General features: G+C 62.6%; 14 protein-coding genes. 5 read left to right on the top strand and 9 right to left on the bottom strand.

The features are described 5' to 3' along the window. Positions 1-14 precede the first annotated feature (14 nt). Both rsmD and Q0877_RS02910 read right to left on the bottom strand, forming a co-directional pair. Positions 15-581 (bottom strand): 16S rRNA (guanine(966)-N(2))-methyltransferase RsmD, encoded by a 567-nt coding sequence (gene rsmD, locus Q0877_RS02915; protein ID WP_299165625.1) that lies wholly within the window; start codon positions 579-581, stop codon positions 15-17. Positions 582-769: 188 nt separating this feature from the next. Next, on the bottom strand, positions 770-1669 hold the full coding sequence (locus Q0877_RS02910; RefSeq protein ID WP_299165624.1) for a YsnF/AvaK domain-containing protein: 900 nt from the start codon (positions 1667-1669) through the stop codon (positions 770-772). Positions 1670-1946: 277 nt separating this feature from the next. On the opposite strand from Q0877_RS02910, the gene Q0877_RS02905 reads away from it, so the two are divergent. Then, positions 1947-2207, top strand: a complete 261-nt coding sequence (locus Q0877_RS02905; RefSeq protein ID WP_299165623.1) for a hypothetical protein — start codon at positions 1947-1949, stop codon at positions 2205-2207. A 97-nt stretch (positions 2208-2304) separates the two neighbouring features. After that, positions 2305-2688, top strand: coding sequence for a GNAT family N-acetyltransferase (locus Q0877_RS02900; RefSeq protein ID WP_299165621.1), 384 nt, complete (start codon positions 2305-2307; stop codon positions 2686-2688). Positions 2689-2704: 16 nt separating this feature from the next. Here the strand turns inward: Q0877_RS02900 and Q0877_RS02895 are convergent, their stop codons facing one another. Beyond that, on the bottom strand, positions 2705-4921 hold the full coding sequence (locus tag Q0877_RS02895) for an ATP-dependent DNA helicase RecG (protein WP_299165620.1): 2217 nt from the start codon (positions 4919-4921) through the stop codon (positions 2705-2707). Between the two features lie 83 nt (positions 4922-5004). Then, complete coding sequence (locus tag Q0877_RS02890; protein ID WP_299165619.1) at positions 5005-5802, bottom strand: GAF and ANTAR domain-containing protein; 798 nt, start codon at positions 5800-5802, stop codon at positions 5005-5007. A gap of 194 nt (positions 5803-5996) precedes the next feature. Between Q0877_RS02890 and Q0877_RS02885 the strand changes: the two genes are divergently transcribed. After that, positions 5997-6458, top strand: coding sequence for a MarR family winged helix-turn-helix transcriptional regulator (locus Q0877_RS02885; protein ID WP_299165618.1), 462 nt, complete (start codon positions 5997-5999; stop codon positions 6456-6458). A 22-nt stretch (positions 6459-6480) separates the two neighbouring features. On the opposite strand, the gene Q0877_RS02880 is transcribed toward Q0877_RS02885, so the two are convergent. The 5 genes from Q0877_RS02880 to Q0877_RS02860 form a co-directional block, all read right to left on the bottom strand. Beyond that, the gene (locus tag Q0877_RS02880) at positions 6481-7683 is read right to left on the bottom strand and encodes an MFS transporter (protein WP_299165617.1); all 1203 of its coding nucleotides are present in this window, start codon (positions 7681-7683) and stop codon (positions 6481-6483) included. Positions 7684-7789: 106 nt separating this feature from the next. Continuing rightward, positions 7790-8764, bottom strand: coding sequence for a DAK2 domain-containing protein (locus tag Q0877_RS02875; protein ID WP_299165881.1), 975 nt, complete (start codon positions 8762-8764; stop codon positions 7790-7792). 22 nt (positions 8765-8786) lie between these two features. Next, positions 8787-9791 (bottom strand): thiamine-phosphate kinase, encoded by a 1005-nt coding sequence (gene thiL / locus Q0877_RS02870; protein WP_299165616.1) that lies wholly within the window; start codon positions 9789-9791, stop codon positions 8787-8789. A gap of 103 nt (positions 9792-9894) precedes the next feature. After that, positions 9895-10533 (bottom strand): DedA family protein, encoded by a 639-nt coding sequence (locus tag Q0877_RS02865; protein WP_299165615.1) that lies wholly within the window; start codon positions 10531-10533, stop codon positions 9895-9897. Next, the gene (locus Q0877_RS02860) at positions 10523-11563 is read right to left on the bottom strand and encodes an LCP family protein (protein ID WP_299165614.1); all 1041 of its coding nucleotides are present in this window, start codon (positions 11561-11563) and stop codon (positions 10523-10525) included. Before Q0877_RS02860 ends, Q0877_RS02865 begins: the two co-directional genes overlap by 11 nt. A 122-nt stretch (positions 11564-11685) precedes the next feature. Here Q0877_RS02860 and Q0877_RS02855 point away from each other — a divergent pair, with 122 nt between their 5' ends. Further along, positions 11686-12936 (top strand): MFS transporter, encoded by a 1251-nt coding sequence (locus Q0877_RS02855; RefSeq protein WP_299165613.1) that lies wholly within the window; start codon positions 11686-11688, stop codon positions 12934-12936. 167 nt (positions 12937-13103) lie between these two features. Further along, positions 13104-14345 carry a DUF2254 domain-containing protein gene (locus Q0877_RS02850; RefSeq protein WP_299165612.1) on the top strand — a complete coding sequence of 414 codons (1242 nt, stop codon included), beginning with the start codon at positions 13104-13106 and terminating at the stop codon, positions 14343-14345. The last annotated feature ends 15 nt before the right edge of the window (positions 14346-14360 follow it).

Here is a 14360-nt window from a genome sequence, read left to right as displayed (position 1 = left end):
TCATGGCGGAGCCGCTAGGCCGGTTCAAGGAACCAGAGCCGGGTCTCGCCGTACTTCTTCTCGGCGAAGCGCTCAATCCCGGCGGGCCACACCGGTTCCACTGAGCGCGATGAGCGTTCCAGTACGACGACGGCGCCCTCCGCCAGATGCCGGGCAAGCGACGACAAGACAGTCATCAACGCCGCATCCTCCAATGGATAGGGCGGGTCCATGAGCACCACATCCCACAGCGCGTCTTCCGAGACCCGGTTCAGGTACGTTTCCACCTTCGACCGGTGCACCCGAACACAGGTCCATCCGAGAACACGGTTCATTGCGTCGGCGTTGGCCCGGCAGGCGGCTGCGGCCTTTTCGGCGGACTCCACGAGGTCAACGGCTGATGCCCCACGACTCGCAGCCTCCACGCCGAGTGATCCGGACCCGGCGAACAGGTCCAACACATGCGCGCCATTCAGAATGTTGTACGCGTCAAGCCGTGAAAAGAGAGCTTCCTTGACGCGGTCGGTGGTGGGTCGCGTCCCCTGGCCCGGGACGCTGGTCAGGGAAGTTCCCCCTGCGACGCCGGCGATGATTCGACTCATGACAAAACACTCTAAACCACTGGCAAAAGCGTTTCAGCACAGCGGGACGAGGCACAGCCGGTACGAATCTCGAGCGGCCGCTTACAGAGAAGCTGGACGCCCGGAAGATTCTCCGGACGCCCAGCTACTACTGTGCGAAGTGAACGACGACGCCGGCCGTTTTTATGGTGACCGGCTCGCCGATTCGATCAGATTCCGCGACGGGTGTCGTCGGTGCCGTCAGTCTCGATCTCTTCCTTGCGGACTTCCTCGCTGACCGTTTGCTCATCCGTGACGGTTTCCTTGTCGAGACGCACGCGCTCCACGGGCACGGCTTCCTTTTCAACGACGGGGCGTTCCTCGTGAAGGGTCACCTCGTGCTCTTCCTCGCTGATGGCCGGGCCATCCAGCGCGTCGCCGCGGTTGGCGTCGGTGATGGGCTCGCGCTCAACACGCACTTCCTCACGCTGCACCGGCACAGTCTTCGTGACGTTCTCCGTGACAACGTACTTGCGAAGGCGTGCGCGGCCGGTCTCGCGGTTCTCAGTTCCTACGTGCAGACGTTCCTCGGAACGCGTCATGGCGTCATCCGTTGTGGGACCGGAGGTGTCGTGTCCCACGGTACGGTCGCCGCGATCCGTGTCGCTCAGATCCCGATCGCCGCGATCAGCGTCATAACGATCCCGCTCGCCCACCCCGGCAATGCCCGGGCTGGTATCGCCCAAATCATCGGAGCCGGTTGTGGTGCCGGAGTAGGTGCCGTGGTCTGCGGCGTCATACCCGCCACCTTGCCGGCTCAGTGAGTAATGGCGGTACAGTTCCTCTTCTTCCGCTTCGCTCAGATTCTGGTCTGGATCGACCTTTGGCGCGTCCTTGACCTGGTCCTTGGTGTAGGCGATGCGCACGTCATCGCCGTCCATGGAAGCGCCCTGCAGCGGAGCGAAGGATTCAGACGTGCCGAAGAGGCCTGTCTTCACGGTGACCCAGCTGGGCTCTCCTGTGTGGTCATCCACGTAAACCTGCCCCGCGGACCCCACCTTATTGCCATCCTGGTCCACAACGTTGCCATTGCCATCAAGGATGCGGTCAATGTGTTCCTGCGTGATCATGTCATCTCCTCGAGATTGATTGCAGAGGACTTCTTCCGAAGTATCCGGTCGCATAAGAGTATGCACAAAAGGACCCCAATGGGAAGCATGCTTATTACTTCCGGATGGAAGTCTGTCCGACCCCGACTTGCTGCACCCAACGTGGGCTGCGAAGTGACGAGTTGCAAGCGGGAAGCATGTGAACCGGTCCCGGGTTGCTACCCGGAGAGAGCCGGTTAGACTGACAACAGGTTCAGCAGCGAGCCACAGTAATACCTACTTGTGGGAGTGCCACCCTATGGACGCTCAGTCGCGCTCAGTTATTGAGCCGGATCATTCGTTGACCTGCGGTTTTTCCGTAGATCCGCCTACATCAGCCGATATCGATGACGGCTTCCCCTCCGACCTTTCCTCGACACCGGAAAGCCGGCTTCTGGAGCTGTCCGATGCCCTGTTCCTCGAACTGGATTCCAAGATGCCCGACCTGAGGGCCATGGAGCGGTATCTGACCCTTTGCGACGAACTCGCCCTCCGCCAGATACGTTCGGGCGTTGCCTGATAACGGCGAACACTTTGTCAGCCTACTGATTGTCGCTATAGTTGTCTGAACGGTTCAGCAGTGAGCCTCACCAGCACTTTTGACTGTGGGAGTTGACATGGACCTGCGTTACCCCAACGCCTCCGCAACGAACCTGCGCACGGCAGTTCGCGACAACATGAAGCTGAGTCGTTTCGAACTGTACGTCGACGGCGACAACATCGGGCATCTGCAATATGAGACCCGCCAGGGCCAGATCTGGCTACTGCACACCATCATCGAACAGCGTTTCAAGCGCTCCCGCCTGGACCAATACTTCGTGGGGAACGTACTCGAAAACCTGCACCGGAGACGGCTCGCGGTGATGCCCTTTTGCCCCACGGTGCGTGCGTACCTTGCCGGGCATCCTGAATGGGCCACCCTGATACCGGCGTCCGAACGGTCGCGTTTCCGCCTCACGCCTGCCTCCAAAGCGCGGAAGACGACATCCCGGGCTTCCTGACCTTGCCGGCCCTGCCCTATCCGCGCTCCAGAAACGCTTCTTTCTCATCATTCAGGTAGAGATCCAGTGCTTCAGCGAGTTCTGGGTGTTCTGCAAGATCAGGGTCCGCGTCGATCAGTTCCTGGGCGTCTTTCCGCGCCTTCTCGATGACACCGGCATGCTGGATCACCTTGAGAAAGCGCAGCGCTGATCGTCCACCGGACTGTGAAGCGCCCAGGATGTCGCCCTCCCGACGCAATTCCAGATCTTTCTGGGAGAGCTCGAAGCCGTCGGAAGTCGATGCGACAGCATCCAGGCGCTCCCTGCTCGGGTGCTCCGGTTCGAGGTCGGTAACAAGCAGGCACGTACCTTGGTGACCGCCGCGCCCGATCCGACCGCGGAGCTGGTGCAGCTGTGAGATGCCGAAACGATCGGCGTCCATGATCACCATGAGCGTTGCATTGGGGACGTCAACGCCGACCTCGATCACGGTAGTGGAGATCAGGAGGCTGATACTTCCCTCATTGAACCCGGCCATTGTGGCGGCTTTCTCCGCCGGATCCAGCCGCCCGTGCAGGAGCCCCATGCTCACTCCAGCAAGCGCGGGGACCTCCGACAAAGACTCGAACAGCTCGACAACACTCGTCAGTTCCTGCTTGTTCGTGGGCGGCCCCTCGTAAAGTTCCAGCGCGTCAGCACTGTCAGGTTCCGTCTGGGCGTCCCCGATTTTGGGGCACACGATGTACACCTGGCGGCCCGCGTCGATTTCCTCTCTGGCCCGTGCCCACGCCCGATCGATCCAGCGCGGATTCTCGGAGAGCCCAACCACATGGGTTGCGATTGGGGCCCGGCCGGCCGGCAGCTCCGTCAGTGTAGACACGTCCAGATCGCCGAACACCGTCATGGCGACTGTTCTGGGAATTGGCGTGGCGGTCATGACAAGCATGTGGGGAGCCGCTGCCGCTTTGCCCCTCAGCGCGTCCCGCTGTTCAACACCGAAGCGGTGCTGCTCATCCACAACGATCAGTCCAAGGTCGTAAAACTGGACGTTTTCGGACAGCAACGCGTGGGTTCCAATGACTATGCCTGCATCCCCGGAGGCTGCCGCAAGCAGAGCTTCACGCCGCTGAGCAGTCGTCATTGAGCCGGTCAGAAGCACCACCCGCGTGCCGTCCACGGCACCGCCGAGCATTCCACCCTCAGCCAGCGGGCCAAGGGTCCGCGTGATGGATTGGTAGTGCTGCGCTGCGAGCACTTCAGTCGGCGCCAGAAGGGCAGCCTGCCCCCCGGCGTCGATCACCTGAAGCATTGCACGCAGCGCAACGATCGTCTTTCCGGATCCGACCTCGCCCTGAAGCAGCCGGTTCATGGGGTGCGGGGCAGCGAGGTCCACGGCCAGCTGTTCGCCGACCGCTTGTTGGCCCGAGGTCAACACAAAGGGCAACGATGCGTCGAACTGGTCCAGCAATCCGTGCCGGTGTTGGGGCCGCGCGGTGGCTTCCTCCGCGAGGATCTCCGCCCGCCGTCGTGCCAGTGCCGTCTGCAGGACCAGTGCCTCCTGATAACGGAAGCGATGCTGCGCGCGATAGGCGTCTTCAACCTCGACCGGCCTGTGAATCATCTCGTAGGCCTGCGTGATGTTCATGTACTTGTCCCGGCGGGCGATATGCGCCGGTATGGGATCGTTCAGCTGTGAGTGCACAAGGCTGTCGAGGAGTTTCGACACGCAGCCCCTGATTATTTCACTGCTGATCTGCTCGGAAGCCGGATACACGGGAGTGGGCAGCAGATGCTCTTCCATCCCGCCGTTGTCCTCATCCAGAAGGGAGAACCGTGGGTTGGTAAGCGTGAGTTTTCCGCGATAGCTACCGGTCTTGCCCGAGAAAATGGCGCGGGTTCCTGCAGTGAGCCGCCGCTCAGCGCCACGACCGTTGAAGAAGGTGAGATGCATGGTGCCGAGCCGGCCGGCGCCGTCGTCGTCGGTGATGACGACATCCAGTACTTTCCCCTTGCGGGTTCGCATCCACCGTGAATTTGCCGACTGAACCCGGGCGATCAGGGTGATCTCTTCGCCGAGCGGGACTTCCGACAGTCGCGTCAGCTCTCCTGGAGCGAGATACGTGCGGGGAAAATGATTCAGAAGCTGGCCGTCAGAGTAAATTCCGAGGCTTTCCCGGAGTAGTTTCCTCGACCTCTCGCTGAGCATTTTCAGGCGCAGGGGTTCGGCCAGCTCGGGCGGGCGCCTGTTCTCCATAGACCTTCCCTGAAACTTTTCCTGCGCATCGCAGGACCATCAAAATGACAGTGCGAGCTTAGCGGAGGGCTCTGACGATCCTGCTAGACCTGATAGTGAGTCGCGGACGGAGTCCCGGCGACCCGTTGAACGATCTCGGCCGCGATGATGCGCAGCTTGACGTTGCGTGTGCTTGAGGCGCGCTGCAGGATCTCGAACGCCACGGCCTGGGAGCACCGGTTCTGAGCCATGACAATGCCAACAGCCACGTCGATATCTGTTCGCGATTCCATCGCTCGGCTGCGGTTGTCGGCTTCTTCGCTGTAATGCGCCATACGCAGTGCGAGCTGCAGTCCCCTGGAGGCTTGCCGTGCAAATGACTCGGCGAAGGCTATCTCGTCATCCGTGAAGGAGTTCGGGCGGTAGGAATACAGGTTCATTGCGGCCTGCGCTCCGTGCCCGATGGTGAAAGGGGCGGAAAGAATTGAGCGGAGACCGTGCGCGGCCACAGCTTCCGAGTACTCAGGCCATCTGCCGTCGGATTCGAAATCGTCGACGACAATTGTCCGCTGATCCCGGGCCGCGGTAAGACATGGGCCTTCCCGAAAGGCGTACTGGAGCTCGTCCATGGCCTTCGCTGTCTCGGAGTTATAGGCTACTGTCGCGGCCCGGCGGTGGCGCAGCAGGGTTATCCCGCAAAGCACGCTTCCCTTGTTGCTGCTGACGCTGCGTGCCGACAACACCGCGAGTTCGCCGAGCAACTCCTGCATATCAGAGGTGGACAGGATGAGATCCTGCAGCTCTTCAAGAAGCGAACTTTCACTGGAAGCGGTCGGTTGCCCGGCTCCTCGGTTCGGTACGCCGATCTCCTCCTCAGCTTCGAAGGAGACGAGTTCGCCCACAGGTGCGTCCTTTCCCGATGGTTCAAAGATCAAGTTTCTTGGCATAGGATACTTCACTAAGCGCCCTTTGCATTATCCGGCGGAACTCGTACTCCGCCGCTGGCAGGCGCTGCCGGTGCCGTCCCACCGGGTTCAGTTCGAGAGTGCAGCACAACGTGAGGTGCAGCACCTCTATGGGGTTGGAAGGTTGAGGAATGGATACTTCGCACTGGGCAACAAGCCGGCTGCTGAGCACTGCTGCCCGGCTCAATGAGAACCGTGACAACGAGCGGCTACGCAGCATCGGGGTTACCCATTCCGGGGTGACCATCCTGAAAGTGCTGGCTACCGCCGGTTCCATGAGCCAGGTGAAGCTTGCCCAGATCGTCCGGGTCCAGGCGCAGACGGTGGGCAAGGCCCTGGAGCGGCTGGAAGCCCGCGAACTCGTCACGCGGCAGAAGAGTGAGACTGACCGCCGGGTAACATTCGTTGCCCTCACCCCTGCCGGTCAGGCCATCCTCGAAAAGGTGCAGCAGGGAGAAGGCGTACCGCTTGGCGCAGCAGACTACGCGGAGGAAGACCTCCGTGCGGCGCTGATCAACGTGATCAATGCCACCCGCGACAACCTGCTTGCCGGCGGTGCAACTCCCGGACCGGACCTGGCCATTCCGGCCTAGCGTCCGCTTCCAATCCGGGCGCTCACGCGCCGCTGATCACCCGGTCTCGTCCGGCAAGAACCCCCATCATCGCCAGGACCGCCATGATTCCGGCGCAGACGAGCAGTGGAAGCGTCCAGTCGCCGCTCAGATCGTATAGACCGCCGAAGAGCACCGGACCGGCGGCGCCCAGGCCGTAGCCCACGGATTGCGCCATCCCGGACAGGGCAGCGGCCTGCGGATAATTCATGGTCCGCAGGCTGAACAGCGTCAGCGCGATCACAATCAGGCTCCCGCACCCGACCGCCCCCAGGAGCACCCACAGCAACGTGAGGTCCGGTGCAACCGCCAGACCGAGGAAAGTCGCGAAGGTCAGTGCGCTGCTTGCGAAGGCCACGAGCCGCTGATCCGGTCCCCGGTGAAGGATTCCGCCGGTTGCAAGGCTGGCGAAGACGCTGACAAGAAGGAATACCGAGAGGTGGAGACCCGCCGTCGTCGCCTCAACGCCGCGGCTTTGCTCGATGGTCGGCAGCCAGGCCATCAAAACGTAGAAGGCAATTGACTGCAGTCCCATGAACAGGGTCACTTGCCAGCCCAACGCCGATGACCATGGTGACCGGTAGGTTACCTTGGGCGCCGTTCTACCGGCGGATCCCGGCCCGCGGCGGCGCAGCCACGGCAGGAGCACCGCCATGGCAACCAGTGCCAGCCCCACCCAGATACCGAGGGCCAGCCGCCAACCCGCCGGAGAGGTCTGCGCCACCGGTACGACGACGGCTGCCCCGATTGCGGCGAAGGCGGCTTGTGTGGCCGTGTAGCTTCCGGTGACCTGACTGACTCTCGTCGGGAAATCCCGCTTCACCAGCGACGGAACAAGTACGTTGAGGAAAGCGATGGCAAGCCCGATAAGCGCGGTGCCAACCCAGATCAGGCCGGGCACCGGCAGGGAACGAAGCACGATTCCCGACGCGAGGAAGAGAAGGGACACCCAGAGCGCCCGATCGAGCCCCAGGCGGGAAGCGACAGCCGGCGCCACAGGGGAGAAAACCGCGAAAGCGATGAGCGGAAGACCCGTGAGAAATCCCGCTGCAGCGCTGGACAGCTGCAGGTCGCTGCTGATGTTCCCGAGAACCGGGCCGACGCTGACGAAGGACACTCGAAGGTTGACTGCGATGAGCAGGACGCCAATGAGGGCGAATCCGATTCGGGCAGTTCGTTCAGGCGCCTTTGAGGTGACAGCGGACATCGTGCGGTTCTTCCGTCCTTTGGTGAGGTAGGGAGCGCCCGTGGCCCCGTCCGCTTCTACCCTAGCGCCCAGAATGCGGCGGTACCGTTGGAAGCCGGGACCGTAGCTAAGACCCGTAGCGCTCCTGATCAGAGTAGTAACCCGGGTCCTGGGGAACGACTGCTCCCGCCCCGGCGAGCTGGGTGACAGCAATGTGGCTGGGCTGCCCGGCTTCCTCGATGAATTTGAGCGCGAGGGCGGCTTCGGGGACGTGGACGTGCACGCGCCATCTGTAGCCTTCCTCGACTTCGGTCACCGCACTCATGATGACGGAATCGCCTACCTCGTCGAGGTGGAGGCGGAGGGTGGCAGCGTCCAGGGGGCTGAGGTTGATGGTGCACATCACTTCGACGCCTTCAGCGGGCATGCCGTTGTGGATATGAGGTGCCTGGACGTCGTAGCCATGCAGGCCGTCGATCAGTTCGTCCCGCAGCTCTTCACCCAGCGAGGCGGCGCGGAGTGCATCCATGATGAGCAGGAATCCCACGCCGCCTGCATCCACGACTTTCGCTTCGGTGAGTGCGCCCAACTGGCTTTCCGTCTGCACAACGGCCTCAAGTGCAGCCTCCACCGCGCCCTGCAGGGTCATGGCGAGGGCATGGTTACTGTCATCGCCCTCGTTCGCCTGGTCTACCGTGGCGGCCCCAATGGCTGTTGCCTCCAGCACGGAGAGCATGGTTCCGGGTACAGGATCGCTGAGCGCTGACCAGCTGCGGATCTGCGCCCGGTTCAACGCAGTTGCCAGCAAGGGCCCTGACAGGCGGGATGCGCCATGGAGGGGCTCGGCTATTGCCGCCAGGAAGACGGCGAAGAGGGTGCCTGAATTACCGCGGGCATCTTCCATGGCCGCCTGGCCGGCAACTTTCAGCACCTCACCGAGATCATGGGAGTCGAGGTCTGCCGCCGCCTGCGCTGCTGCCCGGACCGTCAGATAGAGGTTGGTGCCGGTGTCGCCGTCAGCCACCGGGAAGATGTTGATGGCGTTGAGGCGGTCGCTGTGGTTGCCGAGGGATTCTTCAGCCTTGCTCAACCATCGCTTCATCGCTGTCGCGTTTGCGGTGATTTTAGTCTGCAAAATGATCCCATCCCACGTTGGCTGGAGACTGTGACCCGACGGTCACTTCGGCAAGCCCGGCCTCTACCGAGCCTACCGCAGTGAAGCCTGCCAGCGGCATAACGTTTGGGTTAACGGTAGCCAGCAGACCGTGGTCCTCTCCCCCGCCGAGCACCCATTCCAGCGGGTCCCTTCCCAGCAGATGCGCTGCTGCGCCAAGCGGATCCGCGAGGCGTTGGAGGACCTCAGGATCGAAGTCGATCCGCACCGAACTGGCGGAAGCAAGCCGGAGAGCATCGCGCACCAGCCCGTCGGAAACGTCCATCATTGCTGTCGCGCCGGCTTCAGCCGCAGCGGGCCCCGATTGCAGCGGAGGACGTGGCCGGCACTGAGCCTCGACGAGAGCACGTAGTTCCGCTTGAAGCGAACCGTATTCGTAGTCGGACTCCAGCAGTGCCAGCCCCGCTGCGGCACGCCCCAGCACCCCGGCGTGCACGACGACGTCGCCCGGTTGGGCTCCGGACCGCACCACCGGAGCGCGCCCGTCCAGCGAACCCGTGACAGCGGCGGTTACTGAGATCTCCGTCCCCCGCCCCAAGTCGCCCCCGACCACCACGCAGGTGGACGCATCCAGTTCACGGACCGCGGCGCTCAGCCCTTCTGCCAGCTCTTCAACCCAGGCGACCTCGGTGCTGCCGGGAAGGGTGCAGCTCACTACCAGCGATGTGGGGCGCCCACCCATCGCGTTGATGTCGCTGAGGTTTTGGGCAGCGGCTTTCCATCCCACGTCGAACCCGGTGGTCCTGTAACCGTTGGCCCACTGCAGCCGGAAGTCCATGTCCTGGACCTGCGTATCGATGGAGATAAGCACCCGGCCGTCCGGAACGACGACCAGGGCAGCATCATCCCCAGGGCCGAGATGGACGCCCGAGGAGACGGCTGACCCGGCTCCGAGACGCGGAAGAATACGCTCGAGGAGGGCAGACTCGCTCAGTTGGTTGACGGTAAGAGGCATTGTTCAACCGTACGTGGGGCAAGCGACATTCCTGTGCCGCCTGTGGACAAGCGAGGCACGGAATAGAGGGGTAAATGAGGCACAAACAAGGTTGGCGGCAGCGCTAGCCGACCCGGCGCCGTCGTACCCGCCTGAGGATAAGCCAGCCGACAAGAACGCCAAGGGCCACGTAGATAACGATGTCGAAGTATTGGGAATACTGGTCCACCAGGTGGTACTGCGTTCCGAGGAAGTAGCCCAGGCCGATCAGCAGCACATTCCACAGCAGGCTACCAGCAACGGTGAAGAGGGTGAACGTACCGAGCGGCATGTGTTCGGCGCCCGCCGGCAGGGAAATCAGGCTCCTGACGCCCGGTATGAGCCGGCCGAAGAAGACCGCCGACCGGCCGTGGCGGTCGAACCAGCGCGCCGCCCGCTCGAAGTCGTCGCGGTCCACCAGCGGCAGCTTCGAGAGTCCGCGCACCACGCGCTCCTCGCCCAGCTTCGCACCGAGCAGGTATAGGAGAACTGCGCCGATGTAGCTTCCGAGAGTTGCCAGTCCGAGTACAAGAACGGCGTTCATCTCGCCCTGCTGGGACAGGAAACCTGCCAGCGGCAGGACCACTTCACTGGGAATGGGTGGAAAAACCGTCTCAAGAAGCACGAGTACGCCGACGCCAACTTCCCCGAGCGCGCTCATCACGTCAGTGATCACTCCGGTCAGCCCGGACTGCTCCTGCGGCCCGCCGGTACTAGCCTGCATTGGTGCTGGCCACATATTCCCCCAATGTTCCCTGATCGAGTGCCTCGGCAATGCGCGCTATTGCTTCCTCGTCCTTCACGACAATCGACTGGCCGTCCGGTGAGGTTCCGACTCCCAGGTTCGGGAGCGTGAAGAACACGACGTCGTCGGAGCGGATCTGCCACATCCCCAGTGCGAGGGAGCCGAGAGTGGCAGCGCCGAACTCCTCATCGACGCTGAGGTACGGCGAGATCTCGTTCACTACCCTGCTGAGCTTCACCGGGTTGGTGAATGTCTCGGTGCTCAGCAACTCCGACATGATCCCCTTGATGAAAAGCTGCTGGTTCTGCACCCGCTGAAAATCTCCGTCGCTGAATGCCTTGCGCTCGCGAACGAACTTCAATGCTGAGTCGCCATCGAGCGTGATGGTGCCCTGCTCGAAAAATTCTCCCTCAGTCCCTTCCGACTGGAAAGCGATCGGATTGTCCACTGTCACGCCGCCAAGCGCGTCGGTCAGGCCTTTGAAGCCCTCGAAGTCAACGATCATCACGTGGTCGATCGGCGCATCGAACATGGTCTCGACGGTTTGGACGACCAGCGGCACTCCACCGAGCGAGATCGCGGCATTGATTTTGTTCTCGCCATACCCGGGAATCTCGGTCCAGGTGTCGCGCAGAATCGACATGACGTAGACGTTCTGCCGATCCTGGGGAATGTGCACGAGCATCATCGTGTCGGATCGCGAATCGGTGAATCCCTCCCCCGCTCCGTCTTCGGATTCGGCGGGCCGCGCGTCGCTGCCCATCAACAGGAGGTTCATCGCCCCTTCCGCGGCAGCCGACCGTTCAGGCCGCGTGGACGAGTCAGGAAAAGCGTTCTCGATGGTGGTGGTCTTCGTTTCGAAAGCCACCGCCAGACTGATCAGATAGCCGGCGACGACGGCGGCGAAGGCAGCAACGACGCCAAGTATCACCAGCACGGCGGTACGCAGCGGCCGCTTTCTCTTCGCCGGCCGCCGCGGCGCATCTTCCACGTAATCGTGCGTACTCAAACGAATCGCTCCCTGCAGATAGCCAGTGAGCCCAATGGTACCGAGCGCGGCCGGAAGCCTCCTGAGACTGCACTTTCCCAAGTGTCCTTGAGTTTTCCCAATCGCTGTGGGACTGTTCACACATGGCGAGCGAATCCGTGAAGGTCGACGATGCAATTCAGGCGCCGCTCGGTGCGCCCTACTGGAAGCTGTGGACGTCATCCGGGCTCTCCAACCTCGCTGACGGGGTCTTCAAGATTGCACTGCCCCTGGTTGCAATTCAGTTCACCCAGTCCCCCACGCTGATTGCCGGGTTGTCTTTTGTCGGCACCCTCCCGTGGCTCCTCTTTGCGCTTACAGCGGGCGCTCTGGCGGACCGGTTGGACCGCCGCCTGCTCATGCTGGTAGCCAACCTCACGCGTGCGGTCCTGCCTGCCATGCTTATCGCTGTCATCCTGCTCGACCTCGGTTCGATCTGGGCGCTCTACGTCGTCGCCCTCCTGGTCGGGGTCGCCGAGACGCTGCATGACACCTCAGCGCAGTCGATCATGCCGCAGCTGGTGCACCGCGACCAGCTCTCCCGGGCCAACGGACGGCTGTACGCCGTTGAGCTGACCACCAACCAGTTCGTCGGTCCGCCGCTGGGCGGCTTGCTGGTCGCAGCCGGCGTGATCGGCGGGTTTGCGGTGCCCGCTGCTCTGTGGCTTGCGGCGGTAGGAGCCCTGTTCCTGGTACGTGGCCCCTTCCGCATCGAACGCGAGGTGAAGACAACCCTGCGCTATGACATCGCCGAGGGCCTGAAGTTTCTATGGAACGAGAAGATCCTGCGGACGCTCGCCGTCATGACCGGAACCCTCAACTTCGCGTCGAGCGCGGCTTTCGCACTCTTCGTCCTCTTCGCTGTGGGGCCTTCTTCGGCGATGAAACTCTCCGAGGTGGGTTTTGGCGTACTGCTCACTACTTCCGCGATCGGCGCGTTCCTTGGGTCCTTCATCTCGGAATGGGCCGAACGGAAGCTGGGCCGGTCGAAGTCGCTTGCCCTGACCATCCTTGGCGGATCATTCTTCGTGGGCGCCCCCGCCCTCACCGACAACCCCTACATCCTAGGCTTCGTGTTCTTCGTCGGTGGTGTGCTGGTTATGCTCTGGAATGTCATCACCGTCTCGCTGCGGCAACGCATTACGCCGGACCGCCTGCTCGGCCGGGTCAACAGCGCATACCGTCTCCTCGCGTGGGGCACCATGCCGCTCGGCGCGGCCGCCGGCGGTCTCCTGGCGCAGTGGCTCGGGCTGCAGGCCATGTTCGGGATCATGGGCGTGCTGACGCTGGCCCTGCTGGCTCTCATGCCGATCCTCACGGACAGCGCCATCGACGCGGCCGACGTCGCGAGCTGACTTCCGCTGGCCCTCACCGGTTGCTCGAAGATTCTTTCCTGCTCGCAGGCGGGCATTTGACACAGGAATAGACGGCTGCTCAGCCGATGCTAAGGTGAAGCACCAAATCCAGGGTGGAAGCGGGATGGATGCAGCGGTTTGAACTGAAGCACTGGCTCAAAACCAGAATGTGGGTCATTCCCGTCCTGTTCGTTCTGGGCGGCGTGGCGTTATCCTCGCTCGTCATCGCCATCGATCCCAGGGGCACTCTGGTGCCACAGAGCATCAGCGGCGACCCGACAGCTGCCATGCAGATCCTCTACCTCATTTCATTCGCCATGCTCACGCTGACCGGCCTGGTGCTGTCCCTCCTGGTACTCGTGGTGCAGCTGGCAATGGGCAGCTTCTCGCCACGCATCGTGCGGCAGATCCTGCAGGACCGGCCGTCACAGTGTGCAATCGGTCTCTTTGCCGGAACCTTCACCTTCGCACTGCTTACCATGCGTACCGTCGTGACTTCGCCCGAAGGCGGCACTGTCCCCGGCCTGGCGGTCGTGGTAAGCGTTCTGCTGGTTCTCTCCTGCATTGTGACCCTTGTCTGGTACCTCGACCACATCGGGCAATCGCTCAGGGTGGCAGCACTCGTCGATTGGGTCGCCAATGACACGATAATCACCCTGGACAGGGTCTTCCCCGATCCCGGCGAGAGACAGCAGATGGAAAGCGACCTCATCCGAACGCCGCGCAGCGGTGTGCTCTTCGAGGTCGACCACGACCGCATGATCGATCTGGCGCACACGGCCAACGTCTCCTTCGAGGTGTTGTGGTCGGTTGGCGACTTCGTTCCCACCGGCGCACCCGTCGTCCGCATTCACGGAAAGCCGGATGAAGTGGACATCAAGGCGACCGTTCGCTGTATTGCGCTCGGCCCCGAGCGAACGCTGAACCAGGACGTGGCCTACGGCATCAGAATGCTGGTGGACATTGCGCTGGGCGCCGTCTCGTCGGGCCCCTTTGATGACCCGACGACGACGGTGCAGGCAATCGATCGCCTCCACGACGTACTCCGGCAGATCGTCCGACGCCCGCTCCACTCGGGCGAGTACCGCGACGACGACGGCGCGCTACGCCTCTCCGTTCCGGCCCTGACCTGGGAGGCTTTCGTCGAGTTGGCCTTCGATGAAATCCGTCGGTCCGGGGCTGCGTCGCCGCAGATCACCCGCCGGCTCATGTCTGCGCTGAACGATCTGCTGAACCTCGCGCCAGCAGACCGGCGCCCCGCACTCGAACATCAGCGGGAACTGTTGGCGGCGTCGATGGCGGCGGCAGTCGAGCAGTCGGATGACCGGCGTCGTGCGCTGATCCCGGATCCGAGCGGGATCGGATCCGCTATCGGTCTTTCGAACTCCCCCCGTCAAGAGGAACCCTGAGAGGAAGTGAGTGAA

Source organism: uncultured Arthrobacter sp. (assembly GCF_947495145.1).
In the GTDB taxonomy this organism is placed as follows: Bacteria; Actinomycetota; Actinomycetes; order Actinomycetales; family Micrococcaceae; genus Arthrobacter_D.
This window is presented reverse-complemented; position numbering and strand designations above follow the sequence as displayed.